The sequence below is a fragment of the Leifsonia sp. 10N434 genome (assembly GCF_056394405.1).
This window is the reverse complement of record NZ_JBFTHV010000002.1, coordinates 341,340-362,181: the sequence shown is the minus strand read 5'-3', so window position 1 is coordinate 362,181 and position 20,842 is coordinate 341,340. Positions and strand designations below refer to the sequence as shown.

Below are 20,842 nucleotides of genomic sequence, written 5' to 3'. Positions count from 1 at the left end.
GTCTGGTCCGTCATGAGCGCGCTGTACTTCCGTGAAGACCTGGAGTCGATCGACGTGGGCGCCCGGCTCTCGCTGACCGGCCCGGAGGCCAAGCACGCGGCGACGGTGAACCGCACGCGTCCCGGCCAGTCGGTGATGATCGGCAACGGCCGCGGACTGATCGCGACCGGGGAGGTTCTGGTGGCCACGTCCACCGAGCTGACGATCGAGGTCGAAACGGTTCAGCACGTCGCATCCCCGTCGCCTGCGGTGACGCTGGTTCAGGCCCTCGCCAAGGGCGACCGCGACGAGCTGGCGATCCAGGCGTCGACGGAGCTGGGTGTCGACCGGGTGGTTCCCTGGGCCGCCGCGCGTTCGGTGTCGCGCTGGGAGGGCGCCAAGATCGCGAAGGGCCGCGACCGCTGGGCGACGATCGTGCGGGAGGCGGCGAAGCAGTCCATCCGGGCGTGGGTGCCGTCGGTCGGCGAGCTGTCGTCGACGAAGGCGGTGGCCGAGTTGAGTGGATCATCGCGCGTTCTGGTGCTCGAGCCGGATGCGACGACGCGGCTGAGCGACATCGTCGTCGAGACGGGTCCGGATGCGCGCCCGCTCGTGCTCGTGGTGGGGCCGGAGGGCGGGATCGCGCCGGAGGAACTCGGGCTGCTGACCGCTGCGGGAGCGGAGCTGGTGCGGCTGGGGACGACGGTGCTTCGCACGTCGACGGCCGGACCCGCTGCGTTGGCTGTGCTGAACGGTGCGCTCGGGCGTTGGTGAGTTCAGCCGGGTCTCGCGGACTCTCCTCCACAGGTCCTTAGTTCCCAAAGTTGTCCACAGGTAATTGCCTGATCAGAGGGTCATTCTGACGGTCCGAATGTCAGTGGTCGCTGATTGACTGGTGTCATGACCAACCGCCACGCCGATCGGATGCGCGAGTTCCTTGCGCCCTTCGCCACGCCGAATCGGTTCGCCCGCGACGAGCTTTTCGGGGCCCTCACCGAGCTCGGCGAGCTCCAGGCCGCACTCGACGCGGTGAAGCTGCGGGTGGTGGGCGAAGTGGTTGCGCGTTCGATTCTTCCCTGCGACGAGAACCCGGTGTCGCGCGCAGGTCATGCATCCATTGCATCGCTGCTGGCGGAGCGGTGGCGCATCTCGCTTTCTGCCGCACGCACCATGCACGTGGTGGGCGAAGCGATCGCTCCGCGGCGGTCGCTCGTGGGTGAGAGTCTCCCGTCCCGGTTCCCGGTGGTCGCCGCTGCCCTCGGCGCAGACGATGCCGGCGGCGCGATCCTCAGCCTCGACGAGGCCGCCGTCATCGTGCGCGAGCTGACGAAGGCGGAAGCGAACTGCAGCGTGGACGAACGCTCTCTGGGCGAGAGCCTGCTGGTCGAGCGCGCCCGCGATCTGGGCGTGGCCGACCTGCGGTGCCTGGCCGTTCACGTGCGGGATCGTCTCGATCAAGACGGCATCCGCCCACGGGAGGAGCGACAACGGCAGCGACGGTCGCTCGCGATCAGCACCACGTCCGACGGGATGACGCATGTCGACTGGTACCTCGATCCGGAGTCGGCAGGCCATGTGGTTTCGGCGATCGACGCGGTCGTCGGGCATGGGATGCGGTCGGTTGGATTCAGGGATACCGACGAGGGTTCGAGCGATTGTGCCGAGGGTGAGTCGATCGAGGAGTTGCCCGACTCGCGAACCATCGCACAGCGTCGATCCGACGCCGGAACAGAGGTGTTCCGGCATTTCGCCGCCTGCGAGCAACGCGTGAGCCTGGGCGGTGCACCCGTGACGATGGTCGTGCGCGTCGGCCTCGATGCATTGCGGGCCGGCATCGGCGCAGCGGAGATCGACGCTGTGTCGACTCCGATCAGCGCGTCGACCGCACGGCGGATGGCACTGGACGCCCGAGTGATCCCTGTCGTACTCGGTGGCGCGAGCGAGGTGCTCGACCTCGGCCGAAGCAGGCGGCTGTTCTCGAAGGCCCAGCGGCTGGCTCTCGCGGAGCGCGACGACGGCTGCGCGTGGCCCGGATGCCCGCATCCACCGACCTATACCGAGGCGCACCACATCCGCTGGTGGGAGGCGCATGCGGGACCGACCGATCTCCGCAACGGCGTGCTGCTGTGCTCGAGTCATCATCACCGCGTCCACCAGGACGACTGGGACATCGTGGTGCGCGACGCGGTGCCGCACTTCGTCCCGCCCTGGCACCTCGACGCGACCCGAAGGCCGCGAGCCGGTGGCCGGGTCCGGCTCAGACCCACGGGATGACCGCGTTCGATCGGGCGACGCCCGCCACCACGCGACCGACGGCGCCGTTCCGCCGATCGCGAACGGTGCCCGCCATCGTCTGTGCCATTGCCCCGATCGACCCCCAATGACGGAGCCGAACTCTAAGATGGAGAGTATGGAAACCGACCAGCGCTCGATCTTCTCGCGCATCATCGCCGGAGAGATCCCGGCCGACATCGTCTACGACGACGATCGGGTCATCGCGTTCCGCGACATCGCGCCGAAGGCGCCGGTGCACGTGCTCGTGGTGCCGAAGACCGAGGAGTACAGCGATGTGGCCGAGTTGGCCGCGGGCGATCCGGCTCTGCTGGCGCACGTGGTCGAGGTTGCTCAGAAGCTTGCGACGGAGCTCTCCGACGGCGATTTCCGACTGATCTTCAACACCGGGGCGGGAGCGGGACAGACAGTGTTCCACGTCCATGCACACATTCTGAGCGGGGAGCTCGAGGAAGGAAGCCTTGCCGATTAGCGAACCGACGCCGCAGCGCAACGGACAGCACGACAGCACGAGCCAGAGCAGCGCGAATCGCCCGACCGAGGGCCAGGCAGAAGCGCGGTTCGAGGTCGACGGAGTGGCGATGGTCCGGCTGCTCGGCCCGCAGGACCGCCTGCTGACCACGCTCGAACACCAGTACCCGCTGGTGAACGTGCACGTCCGCAGCAACGAGATCTCGCTGATCGGCGACCCCGCCCAGGTGGATGCCGCGCGGCGCCTCATCGAAGAGCTGCTGCAGATGGTCCGCAACGGCCACGAACTCAGCCCGGCCGAGGTCACGAGCTCGGCGAAGATGCTCGACACCGACCTCAACCTCAGCCCGTCCGATGTGCTGAGCCAGGCCATCCTGACGGCACGGGGCAAGAGCATCCGTCCCAAGACGCTCGGCCAGAAGCAGTACGTCGACGCGATCGACCACAACACGATCGTGTTCGGCATCGGCCCGGCGGGAACCGGCAAGACGTACCTGGCGATGGCCAAGGCGGTGCAGGCCCTGCAGCGCAAGGAGGTCAACCGCATCATCCTCACGCGTCCGGCCGTCGAGGCGGGGGAGCGGCTGGGCTACCTGCCCGGAACGCTCACCGACAAGATCGACCCGTACCTGCGCCCGCTCTACGACGCGCTCAACGAGATGATGGACCCGGAGATCGTTCCGAAGCTGCTGGCAGCGGGCACGATCGAGGTGGCCCCGCTGGCCTACATGCGCGGCCGCACGCTGAACGATTCGTTCATCGTGCTCGACGAGGCGCAGAACACGACGCCGGAGCAGATGAAGATGTTCCTCACGCGACTCGGGTTCGGCTCCCGCATGGTGGTCACCGGTGACATCACCCAGGTGGACCTTCCGACGGCCGCGAGCGGCCTGCGGCTGGTGACGCGCGTGCTCAAAGACATCGACGACATCTACTTCGCGCGACTGACGAGCGACGATGTCGTGCGCCACACGCTCGTCGGCCGCATCGTCGACGCGTACACGGAGTACGACGCCCAGAAGCAGGCCCTGCACTACGAGCGCGAGCAGGCGGCGGAGTTCGCCAACCGCGCTGAGCGCCGTTCGGCGATCCCGCGCGATCGCACGCCGAAGAGACGATAGAAAGACGAACAGGGACCGCCAGCGATGAGCATCGAAGTCAACAACGAGTCGACGATCCCGGTGGACGAGGCAGCGTTGCAGCGCCTCGCCACCTACGCCTTCGACATCATGCACGTGCACCCGGACGCGGAACTCGCGATCGTGCTCGTCGACGAAGCGGCGATGGAGCAGCTGCACGTGCAGTGGATGGACGAGCCGGGGCCGACGGACGTGCTCAGCTTCCCGATGGACGAGTTGCGTCCCGGCACCGAGGACGAGCCGTCGCCGGCAGGTCTGCTCGGCGATGTGGTGCTCTGCCCGCAGGTCGCTCAGGCGCAGGCGGAGACGGCCGGTCACAGCCTGATGGAGGAGCTCCTGCTGCTCACGACGCACGGGATCCTCCACCTCCTCGGTTTCGATCACGCCGAACCCGCCGAGGAACGCGAGATGTTCGGCATCCAGCGCGACATCCTGATCGGGTTCTCGCGCTACGACCGACAGCGCTAGAGGCGCGGATGCTCACCACCCTCTTCTTCGTCATCGCCTTCGTGCTCGTCGCGTTCGGCGGCCTGATGGCGGCGGTCGACGCGGCGATCTCGGTGCAGTCGCGCGGCGACATCGCCGAACTCGCGGAGACGTCGCGGTCGAAGAAGTCCCTGCTGGCCATAGCGGCCGACCCGGGCGCGCACATCAACGCGATCAACTTCATCCGCATCACGGCGGAGACGACGGCCGCCGTGCTCGTCACGCTCGCCTTCGAGATGATCTTCGAACAGTGGTGGATCTCACTGATCCTGTCCGCGCTGATCATGACGGGTGTCTCGTTCGTGCTGGTCGGGGCGAGCCCGCGCAGCGTCGGCCGGGCGAACTCGACGCTGCTGCTGCGGCTGACGGCTCCGCTCATCCGGTTCGTGCGCGTGCTCCTCGGGCCGATCGCCGACGGTCTGGTCGCCCTCGGAAACCGGGTGACGCCGTCGCGCGCCCGTTCGGCCCCGGTGGCGAGCGAGGAGCAACTGCTCAGCATCGTGGACGAGGCGACTGAGTTCGACGTCCTCGAGGAGGACGACCGGGAGCTCATCCACTCGATCTTCGAGTTCAACGACACGGTGGTGCGTGAGGTGATGATCCCGCGCACCGACATGATCACCATCGATCGCGGCGCCGGGCTCGGCACGGCGATGGGCCTGTTCCTCAGCAAGGGCGTGTCCCGGATGCCCGTGATCGACGGCGACCCCGACGACGTCGTCGGCGTGCTGTACCTGAGGGATGTGGCGAAGCTCAGCTTCGAGAGCCCGCTCGGCGCCGACCAGGTGACGATGGGCGACCTGGCTCGCCCGGCCCTGTTCGTGCCCGAGTCGAAGAAGGCCGATCAGCTGCTGCGGCAGATGCAGCTGGAATCGAACCACCTGGCGATGGTCGTGGACGAGTACGGCGGTATCGCCGGCCTGGTCACGCTCGAGGACCTCATCGAGGAACTGGTCGGCGACATCTCCGACGAATACGACCACGAGGTCGAGCTCGTGCAGCAGGTCGGGCCTGGCCGCTACCGGGTCGGGACCCGCCTGCCGATCGACGAGCTCGGCGAACTGTTCGGACTCGAGATCGAGGACGACGACGTCGACAGCGTCGGCGGCCTGGTCTCCAAGGCGCTCGGCCGCCTCCCCGAGGTCGGATCGACGGCGACGGCGTACGGGCTGCGCTTCACCGTCGATCGCACCGAAGGCCGCCGCAAACATGTCAGCACCGTGCTCGTCGAGCGCGACACCGCCCTGATCGCGACGCCGGACGCGTCGCTGGAGGAGAAGCACTCGTGAACGATTTCCATGCGGGATTCGTCTCGTTCGTCGGCCGCCCGAACGTCGGGAAGTCGACGCTCACGAACGCGCTCGTCGGCGAGAAGGTGGCGATCACCAGCTCGAAGCCGCAGACGACGCGTCGCGCGATCCGGGGGATCGTCCACCAGAAGGAGGGCCAGCTGATCCTGGTCGACACGCCGGGCATCCACCGCCCTCGCACGCTGCTGGGCGAACGCCTGAACTCCCTCGTGCAGTCGACGCTCGGCGACGTCGATGTGATCGGCTTCTGCGTTCCCGCGGACGAGAAGATCGGCCCTGGTGATCGCTTCATCAATGATCAGCTCGACGAGTACCCGCGGGCGAAGAAGGTGGCGATCGTCACGAAGATCGACACGGCGAGCAAGCAGGCCGTGGCCGAACAGCTGCTGGCCGTCTCCGAGCTGCGCGAGTGGGAGGCGATCATCCCGATCTCGGCGACGAGCAGCATCCAACTCGACACGCTCACGAGCGAGCTGATGCGGCTGCTCCCCAACTCGCCCGCTCCGCTGTACCCGGCCGATGCTGTGACGGACGAGGGGCTCGAGGACCGCATCTCGGAGTACATCCGCGAGGCGGTGCTCGAGGGCGTGGAGGACGAGCTCCCGCACTCGCTCGCTGTGACGATCGACGACATCATCGAGCGCGACGACAAGGACATCGTCGACATCTACGCCAACCTGTTCGTCGAGCGCGACAGCCAGAAGGCGATCGTGATCGGCAAGGGCGGCAGCCGCATCCGCGAGGTGGGCGCAACAGCGCGCGTGCCGATCGAGAAGCTGATCGGCAAGCACGTGTTCCTGTCCATCCGGGTGAAGGTGGCCAAGGACTGGCAGCGCGACCCGAAGCAGCTCGGCCGCCTCGGGTTCTGACCCGAGCGCGGGCGCTGCCGCGTACATCCAGCGGATGAAATCCGCCCGTGCGCGCGGCGACGGCCTCATTCGCCCCGTACCGTAGAAGGATGCTGCAGCGCTCCCGACTCGTGGACCGGCTCGTGCCCTTCCGCTGGGTGCTCGAGCCCGCCCTGGGGCTCCTGCTGTTCGCCGTCTGGATCGCGACCGGTCTCCCGGTCGACGTGGAGTCGGCGCTCGCGCTCGTGTTCGCCTGTGCGGCCGTCGCGCTGTCACGGGTCATCCCCGCGGTCTCGCTCGGGCTGGTCTGGGCATCGGTACTTCTCGAACTGGCCGCACCCGACTCGCTCGGTGCGCCGTTCCGGCTCGTCGGCGGCATCGCGGTGCTGCTCGCGATCTTCGGTGTCGCCGCCCATTCGGGCGTGGTGGTCCGTTGGCTCGACTTCGTCTCGGCGGTACTGCTCGGGCCCGCCGTCGCGTACCTCTTCACCGTGCGCGGCGACCTCAAGTTCCCGCAGTTCGGCCCGGTGATCGCCGGCTATTACACCAGCCAGGGCGTCGGTCTGCTGCTGATGAGCCTGATGGTCGTGGTGCTCTTCGTCGCCGGCTGGTTCGTGGGCTACCTCGTCGCGCGCCAGCGCGCGATCGGCACGGACGGCGGACGCTCGGTGCTGATGTGGCTGGCCTCGTCGGGCGGAACGCCGACACTCGACGCCGACGTCGACCGCGCTGCGCTGGTGCGCCGCCTCACCCGCCCTCAGCTGGCGTTCGACATCGCCGGCGCGGCCCTGTTCGCGGTGGTCTGCCTCCTGCTCGACACGGTGAACGTGTTCGGATTCGACTCGTCGCCGCGCACCGGCTTCGTGGTGATGATCGGCTTCGCGGTCGCGGTGGCTGTGCGCCGCATGTCGCCGCCGGTGGCGCTCGCGATCGCCTGGCTGGCTGCCGTGCTGCAGATGATCTCCGGCCACAACATCCTGTTCAGCGACGTCGGCGTGCTGATCGTGCTGTACTCGACGGCGGCCTACGGAGACCGCGTCGTGCGTTGGTCGGGCCTGATCTCGGCCGGAGTCGGCGCCGTCGTCGCGGCCCTGTACCTCACGCTGACCGCGGCGGTCAGCCAGAACTACCTCGATCTGCTCTCCGGGGCGATCACCCGGCTCGCGCTGCAGTTCGTCTTCCTGTTCGTCGTCAGCGCGACCGTGCTGGGCCTCTCCTGGGTACTCGGGCTGCTCATGCGCACGTGGCGCAACGCCAGGATCTCGCGCCGCGCGCAGGTCGCCGCCGAGTTCGATCGCGCCCGCGCCGTCGAAGACGTCGTCGTCGAGCAGGAGCGAACGCGCATCGCCCGCGATATGCACGACGTGGTCGCGCACTCGCTCGCCGTGGTCATCGCCCAGGCCGACGGGGCGCGCTACGCCCGTCACGCCGATCCGGATGCCGTCGACGAGGCGCTCACGACCATCGCGTCGACGGCCCGCTCGGCGCTGGGCGACGTGCGGGTACTGCTCGCCGAACTGCGCCACGCACAGCCGGAGGGCCCGCAGCCGTCGCTCGACGACCTCGACAAGACCGTCGATCAGGTTCGAGCAGCGGGGCTGGACGTGACGATGGAGCGCAGCGGCGACCTCGAGCGTCTCGGCTCCGCCCAGCAGATCGCCGCCTACCGCATCGTGCAGGAAGCGTTGACCAACGCGCTCCGGCACGGCAGCACCGCCGACCCGGCGACCGTCGTCCTCGCCTCGATCACGAGCGAGGCCGGCGTGCAGGGGGTCGGCATCACCGTGAGGAACACCATGAAACCGATCACGCTCGACACCACCGCGACCGGGACGGGAGCCCTGCCCCGCATCGGCCACGGTCTGCCAGGGATGCGCGAGCGTGCGACGCTCGCCGGTGGCTCGCTCACCGCGGGTCCGACCGGCGACACATTCACCGTCGCCGCGTTCCTGCCGGTGGGAGCCCCGGCGTGAGCGGGATGGGCGCAGGCGCGGGCGAACGCATCCGGGTGCTGCTGGTCGACGACCAGGCGCTGTTCCGCGCGGGCATCCGGATGCTCGTCGGATCGCAGCCCGACCTCGAGTTCGTGGGGGAGGCGGCGAACGGCGAGGAGGGCGTGCAGGTGGCGCTCGAGACGTCGCCCGACGTGGTGCTGATGGACATCCGGATGCCCGTGATGGACGGGATCGCTGCGACGTCGGAGATCGTCGGGCGGGCCGTGCGCGATGGTCGCAGGCCGCCGAGGATCGTGGTGCTGACCACGTTCGACCTCGACGAAGCGGCGGCACGCGCCATCCGGGGAGGGGCGAGCGGCTTCGTGCTCAAGGACGCGGAGCCGGAGTTCCTGCTGGCGGCGATCCGCACGGTGCACGCCGGCAATGCGGTGATCGCGGCCGGAGCGACGCGCGAGCTGTTCCAGTACTTCTCCGCCGGCGAGCCCGCCAAGGAGCAGCCGCAGGAGTTCGGCAACCTCACCTCGCGGGAGCGCGAGATCTTCGTGCTCGCCGCCCGGGGCCTCAGCAACTCGGAGATCGCCTCGACCGAATACCTGAGCGAGGCGACGGTGAAGACGCACATCAGCCGCATCCTGAGCAAGCTCGGGCTCCGCGACCGGGTGCAGATGGTCGTCTACGCCTTCGAGCACGGGCTCACGGCGGCGGAATAGGAATCATCCTCCAGGCTGAGTGACGATCGACCGCTGGCCTGATTCGCGGCCGAGCGCGGATCTCTAGCGTTGTCGACATGGACAATGTCACCAGCCGGACGATCACGACCGCCAACCCGATTCTGAGCCCCGACTCCCGCACCGCCCTGGTGGCGCGAGTGGTGGATGCCACCAAGTCGTACGGCGCCGGCGCCGGACGGGTCAACGCGCTCGACGGCGTGACCCTGGGGATCCCGGCCGGGCAGTTCACCGCGATCATGGGGCCGAGCGGCTCGGGCAAGTCGACTCTGATGCACGTGATGGCAGGACTCGACACGGTCACGACCGGTCAGGTCTGGCTTGGCGACACCGAGATCACCCGCCTGAAGGATGCCGAGCTCACGGTGCTGCGCCGGCGCCGGATCGGCTTCGTGTTCCAGTCGTTCAACCTGGTTCCCACGCTCGACGTCCAGGCGAACATCCGGCTGCCGTTCGAACTGGACGGTCGTCGCCCGACCCGTACGCAGGCGGAGTGGATCGACCACCTCGTCGGCTCGCTCGGCCTCGGCGACCGGCTCACCCATCGTCCGCACGAGCTGTCCGGTGGGCAGCAGCAGCGGGTCGCCATCGTGCGCGCGCTCGCGACCCGTCCCGACCTGATCTTCGCGGACGAGCCGACCGGCAATCTCGACTCGCGCACGGGGCGCGACGTCCTCGCCCTGCTCGCCGAGGCGAGCCGGTCGTACGGGCAGAGCATCGCGATGGTGACGCACGATCCGATCGCCGCGAGCTTCGCCGATCGCATCGTCTTCCTGGCGGACGGCGTTGTCGTCGCAGAACGGGAGCGGTCGTCCGCCGAAGAGATCTCCACGTTCATGCTGGGCATGGAGCAGCGCGCGTGAGCCGGCCGTTCTCGGCGTTCCGCGCCAACGCGCGCGAGCACCGCGCGAGCATCCTGGTCGCCGCATTGAGCTCGGCATTCGGCGTCGCCCTCCTGTCGTCGACGGGAGTGCTGGCGGCGTACATCGCACAGGACGACGTCGCCGCGCACGGCTCGGTGACGGTGGCGCTCAACGTCGTGGCCGTGATCTTCTTCATCATCGCGGTCTACGTGGGGGCGATCGTGACCACCAACACCTTCGCGACGATCATCGCCGGGCGCACCCGCACGATCGCCCTGCTGCGACTGATCGGCTCGAGCGCCCAGGCGCAGAGGCGCTCGGTGGCGAGTGAGGGACTGACCGTCGGGCTGATCGGCTCCCTGCTCGGCGGCGCGATCGCCGCAACGCTCGCCCTGGCGACCGTACGGGTGTTCGTCGCGCTGCGCGTGCTCCCGGATCTGCTCTACCCGGTGATCACGCCGGCGCTGCTCGCGCCGCTGGTGGTCGTCGTGCTCACGACATGGCTGGCCTCCTGGGTCGGCGGACGCCGGGTGCTGACCGTGACGCCTGTTCAAGCTCTGGGCGCCGCCGAGGAGCGCCCGCCCGCCGCACTGCGGCAGGGCAGGGGCCGCACTGTCGTCGCATCCGCCCTGATCCTCGTCGGCGCGGCGCTCCTCGCCTTCGGCCTGCTGCTGGGGCTCGATGTGTTCGCGACACCGGTGCTCCAGCAATACCACTCGTACGGAGTGCTGGTCGCCCTGCCCGGCGGCGTGCTCTCGTTCACCGGCATCATCCTCGCCGCGCCCCTCTTCATGCCCTCCATCCTTCGCGGCGTCGGATTGTTGTTCGGCCGCGGGACGGCGACGAGACTGGCCGCGGCCAACGCGGTGCGCAACCCGGAGCGCAGCTCCCGCACCACGATCGGCTTGGTCATCGGGGTCACCCTGATCACGATGTTCGTCGTGGCCGCGCAGTCCTATCTGCAGATGATTCAGGAGGCTCAGAGCAACGAGCCGGAGCTGTATGCAGGCGTGACCCCCGTGGTCACGGTGACGATGATCGTGTTCTCTGTGATGATCGGATTCTCGGCCGTCATCGCGGCGGTCGGCGTGATCAACAACCTCTCGTTGAGCGTGCTGCAGCGGCGCAGGGAGCTCGGGCTGCTCCGAGCTCTCGGATTCACGGCGCAGCAGGTGAAGCGGATGATCCTCGCCGAGAGCGCTCAGCTCACGGTCTCAGCGGTGCTGACCGGGCTGGTGCTCGGCACGGTCTACGGCTGGATCGGTGCGCAGTCGCTGCTCGGCAGCATCCCGGGAGGTGGCCTGCTCGTCCCTGCTCTTCCGTGGCCGTTCCTCGCGCTTGTGGCGGTGGCCGCCGCTGTGCTCGCCGTCGTCGCCTCGATCGCGCCGACGCGCCGGGCGACGGCGCTCTCGCCGGTGGCCGCGCTGGCCGTCGAGTAGCACCCGGCCGGCCCGGCCACGGGCGCCGGCCGTCCGGTCCGGCGCTCCGGCGCTCGCGCATTCTTCCGTGAAGCCCCCTGGATGCTCGGAGTTTGCTGAGCGCCCCCGTCAGCGCAGCTCTGCGCAGGCTGAATACCCGAGAATTGTGCGTCGGCCTGCCGGCACCCTGAAAGGATCCACCCTGAACTGGCTCATGTCCCTGCGCATCGATCAGCAGCCGTTTCTGATCGCCGCCGACGTCGTGGCCGCGGCGCTCGCGCTCTACCTCCTGGTGCGCCCGACGTGGAGGCGCGTGCTCGCCGGCGTGCTCGCGGCCATCGCCGGGGGAGTGCTCGGCTGGTTCGTCACGTGGCTGTTCGGCGACGTGCTCAACCTGTTCGGCGTTCAGCTGACGACGGTCACGCGGTTCTGGGTCGTCATCGGATGCGCCGGAATCGCGCTGGCACTGGCGAACCTGTTCCGCTCGCGGTGGTGGCGGAAGGTCATCGCCGTGGTGAGCATCCCGGTGTTCCTGATCGCGTCGGCGGCGGCGATCAACGTGGACTTCGGCGCATACCGCACGCTGGACGACGTCGTCGGTGTCGTGCCGTACCGCGGCCTCGACCTGCATCACGAGCACGGCGAGGTCGTCGCGGTGGGCACCGACTACGGATCGACCTGGACCCCGCCCGCTTCGCTGCCGGCCACGGGCGAGACGGGAACGGTTCGGATTCCGGCGACGACCTCGGGCTTCCCCGCCCGCACGGCCGTCGTCTATCTGCCGCCCGCAGCGCTGACGGCCGCGCCGCCGGTTCTGCCCGTGCTGTACGCCTTCGCCGGGCAGCCGGGGGCTCCGGCGGACGTGTTCACCGCCGGCCGGATCGGCGCCGTCATGGACGCCTACGCGGCGAAGCACGGGGGCCTGGCGCCGATCGTCGTCGCCGCCGACCAGCTCGGCGGCCCCGATCGCAACCCGATGTGCGTCGACTCGTCGACGCTCGGCCGTTCGGCGACCTATCTGCTGAAAGACGTTCCGACGTGGATCCGGGCCCATCTGCGGGTGAGCAGCGATCCGGCCGCGTGGAGCGTCTTCGGGTACTCCCAAGGTGCGACCTGCGCGGTGCAGTTCGCCGCCGGGCATCCGGAGCTCTTCGGGTCGGCGCTGGCGTCGTCGAGCGAACTCGGCCCCACCCTCGGCGCCGGCGGATCGACCGTGGCGACCGGGTTCGCGGGCTCGGTGACGGCGTACCGGGCCGCCCAGCCGAGCGCGCTGCTGCGCGCCAACGCCCCGTACCGTGACTCGCTGATCGTGTTCGGCGTCGGGCAGAACGACCTGCGGTACACGGGATACGCGCACACGCTCCGCGCCGACGCCGACCGGGCCGGGATGTCGACCGACCTGCTCGTCTCGCCCGGTTCGGCGCACGACTGGAACACGGTCCGCTACACACTCGCGCACGGCTTCCCGCTCATCGCCGCACACCTGGGACTCGAAGGATGAGCCGGATGTCGTGGGCCGGACGCGCGCGGGCGGTCGTCGCCGCGCGTCCCTTCACCGTGGTCATCACCCTGGTGATCCTCGCCCTCGCCCTCGCGACCGGACCGATGCACGGACCGCGCCGTCCGCTCGGCGTGTGGCTGGGAACCGGGCCGGGACCGCTCGTCGACGGGCACTGGTGGACGCCGCTCACCTCGGTGCTGTTCACGAACGACATCGTCGAGCTGATCGTCGCCCTCGTGCTGACGATCGTCCTCGTCGGCGCGGCCGAGCACCTCATGGGCACGTGGCGCACGCTCGTCGCATTCGTGGCCACCCCGATCGCCGGGATCTCCGCCGGGATCGGGCTGCAGCTGCTCGCCTCGGACACGGGCGAGATGTGGGCGACGAGCGTGCGGCACCTGGTGGTGCTCGACGTGTTCACCGCGCTGGGCGGCACGATCATGACGGCGAGCGCGTTCGCCGGAGCGCTCTGGCGACGACGCATCCGCGTGCTGACCGTGCTCGTCGCCGTGGTCTTCCTGCTGTACTCGGGCCTCCCGTCGGATGTCTACCGTCTGGTGGCCGTGCTCGCCGGCCTCGGGCTGGGGGTGCTGTTGCGGCCGACCGCGAAGCGCACCGGATGGGTGCGCAGTTCGCACCACGAGATCCGGGTGCTGCTCGCGTCCGTCGTGGCGGTGACCGCGGTCGGTCCCGTCATCGGCCTGCTGACACGTTCGCGCTACGGATTGCTGGCGCCGATCGCCCTCCTCTTCACCAGCGAGGCCCCCGACAAGGGGACGCTGCTGGAGCGCTGCCAGGCGTTCGCGGTTACTCGCCAGTGCGTGCACGATCTGGCGGTGGAGCGGATCAGCGGCGTCGGCCCGGTGCTGGTCTCGGTGCTGCCGCTGCTGGTGCTGCTCGTCGCGGCGTACGGACTGCTGCGGGGGAGCCGCTTCGCGCTCTGGCTGGCGGTCGCGGTGAATGTGCTGCTCGCGGTGCTCTCAGCGTTCTACTTCGGCATCCTCCCGCTCGCGGGGGTGACGCCCCGCATCTCGTTGACGCCGCGGTACTGGGAGATCACGGCGATCCTCGCCCTGTCATCGCTGCTCCCGCTGGCGATCGCGATCGTCCTCGTCGTGCTCCGGCGGCACTTCCCCGTACGACCCGCGTCGCGCGCTGTTCAGCGCTACATCCTCATCGTCGTGGCCACTGGGCTGGGTCTCGCCCTCTTCTACATCGCCGTCGGGTACCTCCAGAAGGACACCGGTTTCACGCGGCCCCTCGACCTGAGCGATCTCGTGAACGACGTGCTCGAACGCTTCATCCCCGTGACCTTCCTGCGACGGGAACCCGTGCAGTACCTCCCGACGACGCCGTTCGCCACCTTCGTCTACGACAACGTCGGGACCGTGTTCTGGCTGGTCGCCATCCTGGCCGCCATCCCGGTGCTGCGCGGCAGCGGATCACGGCGCGGTGAGACGGATGCCGTGCGTGTGCGCGAGGCGATCGAGCGCGGCGGTGGCGATGCGATCTCGTTCATGGCCACCTGGCCGGGCAACGACTACTGGTTCGATCCGGTCGACGGGCACGCCATCGCCTACCGCGTGATCGGCCGCGTCGCGATCACCACCGGCGGCCCGTTCGGCGCTCCGCCCCCGCACGACCGCTCGGTGGACCGCTTCGCGCGATTCTGCGACGACAACGGTTGGACGCCCGTCTTCTACAGCGTCGACGCCGCCTTCGAGGGACTCTTCCGCGAGATGGGATGGTCGACCATGGTCGTCGCCGAGGAGGCGGTCATCGACCCGCAGAACTGGTCGACCACCGGCAAGAAGTGGCAGGATGTGCGCTCGTCCATCAATCGGGCGGAACGTGCGGGCATCCGGGCCGAGTGGACGACGTTCGCCGCCCTCCCGCTCAGCCAGGTCGTGCAGCTCTCGGACATCTCGGAGCAGTGGGTGGCCGAGAAGGACCTGCCGGAGATGGGCTTCACCCTCGGCGGCCTGGACGAACTGCGTGATCCCGCCGTTCGGCTGATGCTCGCCGTGGACGAGGAGGGACGGATCGAGGGGGTCACCAGCTGGCTGCCCACCTTCCGCGACGGCGTCGTGGTCGGCTGGACGCTCGACTTCATGCGTCGTCGGCCCGGCAGCATCAACGGCGTGATGGAGTTCCTGATCGCCGAGGCGGCCATCCGGATGCGCGACGACGGCATCGAGTTCATGAGCCTGTCGGCGGCGCCCCTCGCGCACACCGCTGTCGAACCGGAGGACGCGGAGCGCAGCGGCATGGACCGCACGCTCGGATTCCTGAGCTCGTCCTTGGAGCCCGTGTACGGCTTCCGGTCGCTGCTGCGCTTCAAGCGCAAGTTCCAGCCGGCCCAGCGACCCATGATCATGGCGTACCCCGACCCGGTCGCACTGCCGGCGATCGGCGTCGCGCTGATCCGGGCGTACCTGCCGCAGCTGTCGGTGCGGCAAGCGGCGGCCCTGGCACGCGGGCGCGGCTGAGCGGTGCGTGGTACTCTCGATTCTGTGTACGGTCTGCTCCTTCTTAGCTGCCGCGACGAGTCCTAGTTCTGGGCCTCCCTCGTCGCGGAGTTCGTCGTTGGCTCTCCAGATGACACCACGAGGAGATTTCAGACCATGAAGAACACCCAGGCGCCGAGCGCCATGCCGATCCACAAATACCGGCCCTTCCACGAGCAGATCCGCGTCGACCTGCCCGACCGCACCTGGCCCGACCAGCGCATCACCGTCGCGCCGCGCTGGTGCGCCGTCGATCTGCGTGACGGCAACCAGGCCCTCATCGACCCGATGAGCCCGGAGCGCAAGCGCATCATGTTCGACCTGCTGGTCCGCATGGGCTACAAGGAGATCGAGGTCGGCTTCCCGAGCGCGAGCCAGACCGACTTCGACTTCGTGCGCAGCCTGATCGAAGAAGACGCCATCCCCGACGACGTCACGATCCAGGTGCTGACCCAGGCGCGCGAGCACCTGATCAAGCGCACCTACGAGTCGCTCGTCGGCGCGAAGCAGGCGATCGTTCACCTGTACAACTCCACGAGCATCCTGCAGCGCGACGTCGTGTTCCGCACCGACCAGCAGGGCATCATCGACATCGCTCTGAGCGGCGCACGGCTGTGCCGCCAGATGGAATCGATGGTCCCCGGCACGACGATCTACTACGAGTACTCGCCCGAGAGCTACACGGGCACCGAGCTCGAGTTCGCCGCCGACATCTGCAACCAGGTGCTCGACGTCTTCGAGCCGACCGCCGAGCGCAAGGTCATCATCAACCTGCCGGCGACGGTCGAGATGGCGACGCCCAACGTCTACGCCGACTCGATCGAGTGGATGTCGCGCCACCTGAACCACCGCGAGAACGTCATCCTGTCGCTGCACCCGCACAACGACCGCGGCACGGCGGTCGCCGCCGCCGAGCTCGGCTACATGGCCGGCGCGGACCGCATCGAGGGCTGCCTGTTCGGCAACGGTGAGCGCACAGGCAACGTCGACCTGGTCACGCTGGGCATCAACCTGTTCACGCAGGGCATCGACCCGCAGATCGACTTCAGCGACATCGACTCGGTCAAGCGCACCGTCGAGCACTGCAACCAGTTGCCGGTGCACGAGCGCAGCCCCTGGGGCGGCGACCTGGTGTTCACCGCATTCAGCGGATCCCACCAGGACGCGATCAAGAAGGGCTTCGAGGCGATGGCCGCCGAGGCCGAGGCGAAGGGCACGTCGGTCGACGAGCTCGTCTGGGCCGTTCCGTACCTGCCGGTCGACCCCAAGGATCTGGGACGCAGCTACGAGGCGGTCATCCGGGTCAACTCGCAGTCGGGCAAGGGCGGCGTCGCCTACCTGCTGAAGACCGACCACGCTCTGGACCTGCCGCGCAAGCTGCAGATCGAGTTCTCCGGGGTCGTGCAGGCCAAGACCGACGAAGAGGGCGGCGAGGTGTCGAGCGACGACATCTGGGCGATCTTCCAAGACGAGTACCTGCCGGCGCCGGCGCACGAGGCGGAGAGCAAGTGGGGCCGGTTCGAACTCGGCAGCACGAGCACCACCAACGAGACCGGCGATCACGTCTCGCTCACCGTCACACTGCGCGACGGCGACTCGGTGGCGAAGGCCACCGGCGAGGGCAACGGCCCGATCGCGGCGTTCCTCGACATTCTGAACGCGCGCGGCATCGACGTTCACCTCTACGACTACTCGCAGCACACGCTGTCGGCGAGCGAGTCCGCGCTGGCTGCCGCCTACGTGGAGCTCGAGGTCGACGGCACGCGCCTGTGGGGCGTCGGGATCGACGCCGACACGACCACGGCGTCGTTCAAGGCGGTCGTCTCGGCGGTGAACCGTGCGGTGCGCGGCAGTGCTCCGGCGGAGGCGCAGGAGCTCGTCACGGCGTAGCGCCCAGTCGGATTTCGTGTAGAACTCCGGAACTCGTCGGTCTCAGGGCCCAGGAGTTCCGGAGTTCTGCGTTTCCGGGCGGCGTGGCGCTGCGGGCATCCGGAGTTGCGGGAGCTGCGGGAGTTGCGGGAGTTGCGCGTGCGGACGCGGGCGCGGTGCCGCTACTCGGGCTTGGGGCTACTCGGGCTTGTCGAGCTTGTAGCGCGGGATCGAGCCCGTCTCGGTGCGCTCGTCGACGCGCACGGCGCGCCATGAGAGACGCGGCCAGCGCGGCCGAGGGATGCGGCTCAGCTCACGTTGCTCCGGGAGGCTCCAGCCGAAACGCACTGCCAGCAACCGGATGATCGTGGTCACGGCGACGCAGACGATCGCGGCCACCGGAATGGGCACGCCGAGGTCGACGAGCACCACCAGCACGATCGTGCCGGCACCCGCGGCGACCGCGTAGAGCGAACCGACGTGCATCAGGGCGATGGGCAGGTTCAGCAGGAGATCCCGCAGGATCGACCCGCCGACCGCGGAGACCACGCCCACGAAGATCGCGGGCACCTCCGGGAGCCCGAGCGACAGCGCCTTGGTCGCGCCGATGGCGCCGAACAGCCCGATCGTGAGCGCGTCGAGGAAGGTGATGATCGGGTCGAGGCGCCGGAACATCCGCACCAGGAGCATCCCGACCAGTGCGGCGACGACCGTGATCGGCAGATACCAGTTCGACTGTAGGGCGACCGGACGCACCACCAGCAGGATGTCGCGCAGCAGGCCGCCGCCGACACCCGTGGCGACGCCGATGATCGCGACACCGAGCAGGTCGAGGCGGCGGTCGCGGAAGCCGGACGCGAACATCGCACCCTGCAGGCTGCCGACCCCTACCGCCACCAGATCGACCCAGATGGGGATCGTGAGGGCGGTGGTGCTCATACGTCACTTTGTATCATGCGCGGCTGACCCGGACTGTCGGTGTTACGCGGGATACTTGAGTGTGCCTGTCTACCGTGATGAAGCCGTCGTGCTGCGCACCCACAAGCTGGGCGAAGCCGACCGGATCGTCACGATGCTCACGCGCCAGCACGGCAAGGTGCGGGCGGTGGCGAAGGGGGTCCGCCGCACCGCCTCGAAGTTCGGCTCGCGCCTCGAGCCGTTCATGGTCGCGGATGTGCAGCTCTACGAGGGCCGCAGCCTCGACGTGATCACCCAGGCCGAGTCGCTCGGCGCCTACGGCGCGCTGATCGCGGGGGACTACGCCAGCTACACGGCGGCGAACGCCATGGTCGAGACGGCCGATCGCGTGACCGAGGCGGAATCGTCGTTGCAGCAGTACCTGCTGCTCGTCGGAGCGCTCCGCTCGCTCTCGCGGCAGGAGCACGGGGCCTCCCTGACCCTCGACTCGTACCTTCTGCGGGCGCTGTCGCTGGCCGGCTGGGCGCCGAGCTTCCTCGACTGCTCGCGCTGCGGGGCACCCGGTCCGCACCTCTCGCTCGTGGTGCAGCTCGGCGGCGTGGTCTGCACCGACTGCGCCCCGCAGGGTGCGCCACGACTCGACACGCAGACGGTCGGGCTGCTCGGCGCGCTGCTCAGCGGCGACTGGGAGGCGGCGGACGAGACCGACGACGCTACGCGGTCGAAGGCGAGCGGCGTCGTCGCTGCGTACACGCAGTGGCACCTCGAGCGCGGTCTGCGATCCCTGGCGCACGTGCAGCACGAACGGAAAGCGAACGGATGAGCCCCAAGCCCTACACGCACAAAGACGCGGTGGAGTTCCGCCCGCTCGACTGGACGGGTCTGTATCCGCCCGAGCTGCCGATCTCCGCTGTGCCCGAGCACGTGGCGGTCGTGATGGACGGCAACGGACGCTGGGCGAACGCGCGCGGGCTCACCCGCATCGAAGGGCACCGCGCGGGCGAGGCAGCCCTGCTCGACGTGGTCGCCGGAGCGGTGCAGATCGGCGTGAAGCACCTGAGCGTGTACGCGTTCTCCACGGAGAACTGGAAGCGGTCGCCCGAAGAGGTGCGCTTCCTCATGGGCTTCAACCGCGATGTGCTGCACCGGCGCCGCGACCAGCTGAACGAGTGGGGCGTGCGTGTGCGCTGGGCCGGTCGCAAGCCGCGGCTCTGGTCGTCCGTGATCAAGGAACTGCAGTTCGCCGAGAAGCTGACGGCCGGCAACAACGTGCTCACCCTCACGATGTGCGTCAACTACGGCGGTCGCACCGAGATCGCGGATGCCGTGCGCACGCTCGCGTCCGAGGTGGCCGCCGGTCGCCTGAAGCCGTCCGCGATCACCGAGAAGAGCATCCAGCGCCACCTATACGCGCCCGAGCTGCCGGATGTCGACCTGTTCGTGCGCAGTTCGGGGGAGCAGCGCACCAGCAACTTCATGCTCTGGCAGAGCGCCTACGCCGAGATGGTCTTCCTCGACACGCTGTGGCCGGACTTCTCCCGGGTCGATCTGTGGCGCGCGATCGAGCTGTACGCGGGGCGCAACCGCCGTTTCGGCGGTGCGGTGGACGCGCCGGGAATGCCCGGCTGACCTTCACCGTTGCAGAACTGCGTGAGTGAACCCATCAAGATAGACATCTGGTCCGACATCGCCTGCCCGTGGTGCTACATCGGCAAGCGCAAATTCGAAGCCGGCAGCGGCCTGTTCGCCGGCACCGGCGACGACCGGGCGGTCGAGGTGGAATACCACTCCTTCGAACTCTCGCCCGACACCCCCGTCGACTTCGACGGCAGCGAGATCGACTTCCTCGCCGGCCACAAGGGCATGCAGCCCGCACAGGTCTCGCAGATGCTGGAGCGCGTCACCGGCATCGCGTCGTCGGTGGGTCTCGACTACGACTTCGACATCCTGAAGCACACGAACACCGTGAAGGCGCACGAACTCCTGCACTTCGCGAAGGCGAACGGAAAGCAGCTGGAGCTCTCCGAGCGGCTCTTCCGGGCGTACTTCACCGAGGGCCGCCACATCGGGCGCGTCGACGACCTCGTCGACCTCGCCGCCGAGGTCGGGCTGGACCGTGACGCTGCGCGTGCGGCTCTGAGCTCGGAGGAGTTCCTCTCCGACGTGCGGGCCGACCAGGCTTTGGCGCAGGAGTACGGCATCCAGGGCGTTCCGTTCTTCGTGATCGACGGCCGCTATGGGGTGTCTGGTGCCCAGGACGCGGCGACGTTCGCGCAGGTGCTCGAGCAGGTGTGGTCGGAGCGCGCTGCGGGCGCCGGCACCGCCGCCGACGCCTCCGCGGACGCCGAGGTGACCGCGTGACCGCGGCCGAGGTCGCGGCCGCCGAAGCCGTCGCCAGCGGCGCTCCCGCGGCGCCTGCTGCTCCCAGTGTGCCTGCCGCTCCCGCGGCTCCCGCGACCTTCTCGCTGATCCCACTCGGCGACGCGAACGCCGTCGTCTGCGACGGCGACTCCTGCGTCATCCCCGCCGCCGACTAGCCCCGTCGCGTCCCCCTTTCG

The 20,842-nt window shown here is 69.0% G+C and carries 19 protein-coding genes; 18 read left to right on the top strand and 1 reads right to left on the bottom strand.

All coding sequences use genetic code 11. The features are described 5' to 3' along the window. Nucleotides 1–12 precede the first annotated feature (12 nt). The 14 genes from AC1DB1_RS07405 to leuA all read left to right on the top strand — a co-directional run bounded on the left by AC1DB1_RS07405 (nucleotide 13) and on the right by leuA (nucleotide 17,387). On the top strand, nucleotides 13–753 hold the full coding sequence (locus AC1DB1_RS07405; RefSeq protein WP_477200302.1) for a 16S rRNA (uracil(1498)-N(3))-methyltransferase: 741 nt from the start codon (nucleotides 13–15) through the stop codon (nucleotides 751–753). 126 nt (nucleotides 754–879) lie between these two features. Beyond that, the gene (locus tag AC1DB1_RS07400) at nucleotides 880–2,253 is read left to right on the top strand and encodes an HNH endonuclease signature motif containing protein (protein ID WP_477200301.1); all 1,374 of its coding nucleotides are present in this window, start codon (nucleotides 880–882) and stop codon (nucleotides 2,251–2,253) included. Between the two features lie 136 nt (nucleotides 2,254–2,389). Then, entirely contained in the window at nucleotides 2,390–2,743 is a 354-nt protein-coding gene (locus AC1DB1_RS07395; protein ID WP_477200300.1) for a histidine triad nucleotide-binding protein, read from the top strand. A 109-nt stretch (nucleotides 2,744–2,852) separates the two neighbouring features. Further along, nucleotides 2,853–3,863, top strand: coding sequence for a PhoH family protein (locus tag AC1DB1_RS07390; RefSeq protein ID WP_477200552.1), 1,011 nt, complete (start codon nucleotides 2,853–2,855; stop codon nucleotides 3,861–3,863). Nucleotides 3,864–3,887: 24 nt separating this feature from the next. After that, nucleotides 3,888–4,349, top strand: coding sequence for an rRNA maturation RNase YbeY (gene ybeY / locus AC1DB1_RS07385; protein WP_271178573.1), 462 nt, complete (start codon nucleotides 3,888–3,890; stop codon nucleotides 4,347–4,349). A gap of 8 nt (nucleotides 4,350–4,357) precedes the next feature. Further along, nucleotides 4,358–5,656 (top strand): hemolysin family protein, encoded by a 1,299-nt coding sequence (locus AC1DB1_RS07380; protein ID WP_271178574.1) that lies wholly within the window; start codon nucleotides 4,358–4,360, stop codon nucleotides 5,654–5,656. Beyond that, nucleotides 5,653–6,546: a GTPase Era gene (era, locus tag AC1DB1_RS07375; RefSeq protein WP_477200299.1), complete on the top strand. Its 894-nt coding sequence runs from the start codon at nucleotides 5,653–5,655 to the stop codon at nucleotides 6,544–6,546. Before AC1DB1_RS07380 ends, era begins: the two co-directional genes overlap by 4 nt. A gap of 89 nt (nucleotides 6,547–6,635) precedes the next feature. Then, nucleotides 6,636–8,498 carry a sensor histidine kinase gene (locus AC1DB1_RS07370; RefSeq protein WP_477200298.1) on the top strand — a complete coding sequence of 621 codons (1,863 nt, stop codon included), beginning with the start codon at nucleotides 6,636–6,638 and terminating at the stop codon, nucleotides 8,496–8,498. Between the two features lie 5 nt (nucleotides 8,499–8,503). Continuing rightward, nucleotides 8,504–9,190: a response regulator gene (locus tag AC1DB1_RS07365; protein ID WP_271178940.1), complete on the top strand. Its 687-nt coding sequence runs from the start codon at nucleotides 8,504–8,506 to the stop codon at nucleotides 9,188–9,190. A 149-nt stretch (nucleotides 9,191–9,339) separates the two neighbouring features. Then, nucleotides 9,340–10,071: an ABC transporter ATP-binding protein gene (locus AC1DB1_RS07360; RefSeq protein ID WP_477200551.1), complete on the top strand. Its 732-nt coding sequence runs from the start codon at nucleotides 9,340–9,342 to the stop codon at nucleotides 10,069–10,071. Then, the gene (locus AC1DB1_RS07355; protein ID WP_477200297.1) at nucleotides 10,068–11,510 is read left to right on the top strand and encodes an ABC transporter permease; all 1,443 of its coding nucleotides are present in this window, start codon (nucleotides 10,068–10,070) and stop codon (nucleotides 11,508–11,510) included. Before AC1DB1_RS07360 ends, AC1DB1_RS07355 begins: the two co-directional genes overlap by 4 nt. Nucleotides 11,511–11,703: 193 nt before the next feature. Then, nucleotides 11,704–12,990 carry an alpha/beta hydrolase gene (locus AC1DB1_RS07350; RefSeq protein ID WP_477200296.1) on the top strand — a complete coding sequence of 429 codons (1,287 nt, stop codon included), beginning with the start codon at nucleotides 11,704–11,706 and terminating at the stop codon, nucleotides 12,988–12,990. A gap of 5 nt (nucleotides 12,991–12,995) precedes the next feature. After that, on the top strand, nucleotides 12,996–15,479 hold the full coding sequence (locus AC1DB1_RS07345) for a phosphatidylglycerol lysyltransferase domain-containing protein (RefSeq protein ID WP_477200295.1): 2,484 nt from the start codon (nucleotides 12,996–12,998) through the stop codon (nucleotides 15,477–15,479). A 135-nt stretch (nucleotides 15,480–15,614) separates the two neighbouring features. Next, nucleotides 15,615–17,387 (top strand): 2-isopropylmalate synthase, encoded by a 1,773-nt coding sequence (leuA, locus tag AC1DB1_RS07340; RefSeq protein WP_271178580.1) that lies wholly within the window; start codon nucleotides 15,615–15,617, stop codon nucleotides 17,385–17,387. A gap of 177 nt (nucleotides 17,388–17,564) precedes the next feature. On the opposite strand, the gene AC1DB1_RS07335 is transcribed toward leuA, so the two are convergent. Beyond that, nucleotides 17,565–18,305, bottom strand: coding sequence for a trimeric intracellular cation channel family protein (locus AC1DB1_RS07335; RefSeq protein ID WP_477200294.1), 741 nt, complete (start codon nucleotides 18,303–18,305; stop codon nucleotides 17,565–17,567). Between the two features lie 61 nt (nucleotides 18,306–18,366). On the opposite strand from AC1DB1_RS07335, the gene recO reads away from it, so the two are divergent. From recO to AC1DB1_RS07315, 4 genes are read left to right on the top strand one after another with little or no spacing between them, the layout of a single operon-like run. Continuing rightward, complete coding sequence (gene recO / locus AC1DB1_RS07330; protein ID WP_271178582.1) at nucleotides 18,367–19,107, top strand: DNA repair protein RecO; 741 nt, start codon at nucleotides 18,367–18,369, stop codon at nucleotides 19,105–19,107. Then, nucleotides 19,104–19,913: an isoprenyl transferase gene (locus AC1DB1_RS07325; RefSeq protein ID WP_477200293.1), complete on the top strand. Its 810-nt coding sequence runs from the start codon at nucleotides 19,104–19,106 to the stop codon at nucleotides 19,911–19,913. Before recO ends, AC1DB1_RS07325 begins: the two co-directional genes overlap by 4 nt. A gap of 21 nt (nucleotides 19,914–19,934) precedes the next feature. Beyond that, complete coding sequence (locus AC1DB1_RS07320; protein ID WP_477200292.1) at nucleotides 19,935–20,645, top strand: DsbA family oxidoreductase; 711 nt, start codon at nucleotides 19,935–19,937, stop codon at nucleotides 20,643–20,645. Continuing rightward, entirely contained in the window at nucleotides 20,642–20,821 is a 180-nt protein-coding gene (locus tag AC1DB1_RS07315; protein WP_477200291.1) for a hypothetical protein, read from the top strand. The genes AC1DB1_RS07320 and AC1DB1_RS07315 overlap by 4 nt, the downstream gene beginning before the upstream one ends. Nucleotides 20,822–20,842: the final 21 nt, after the last annotated feature.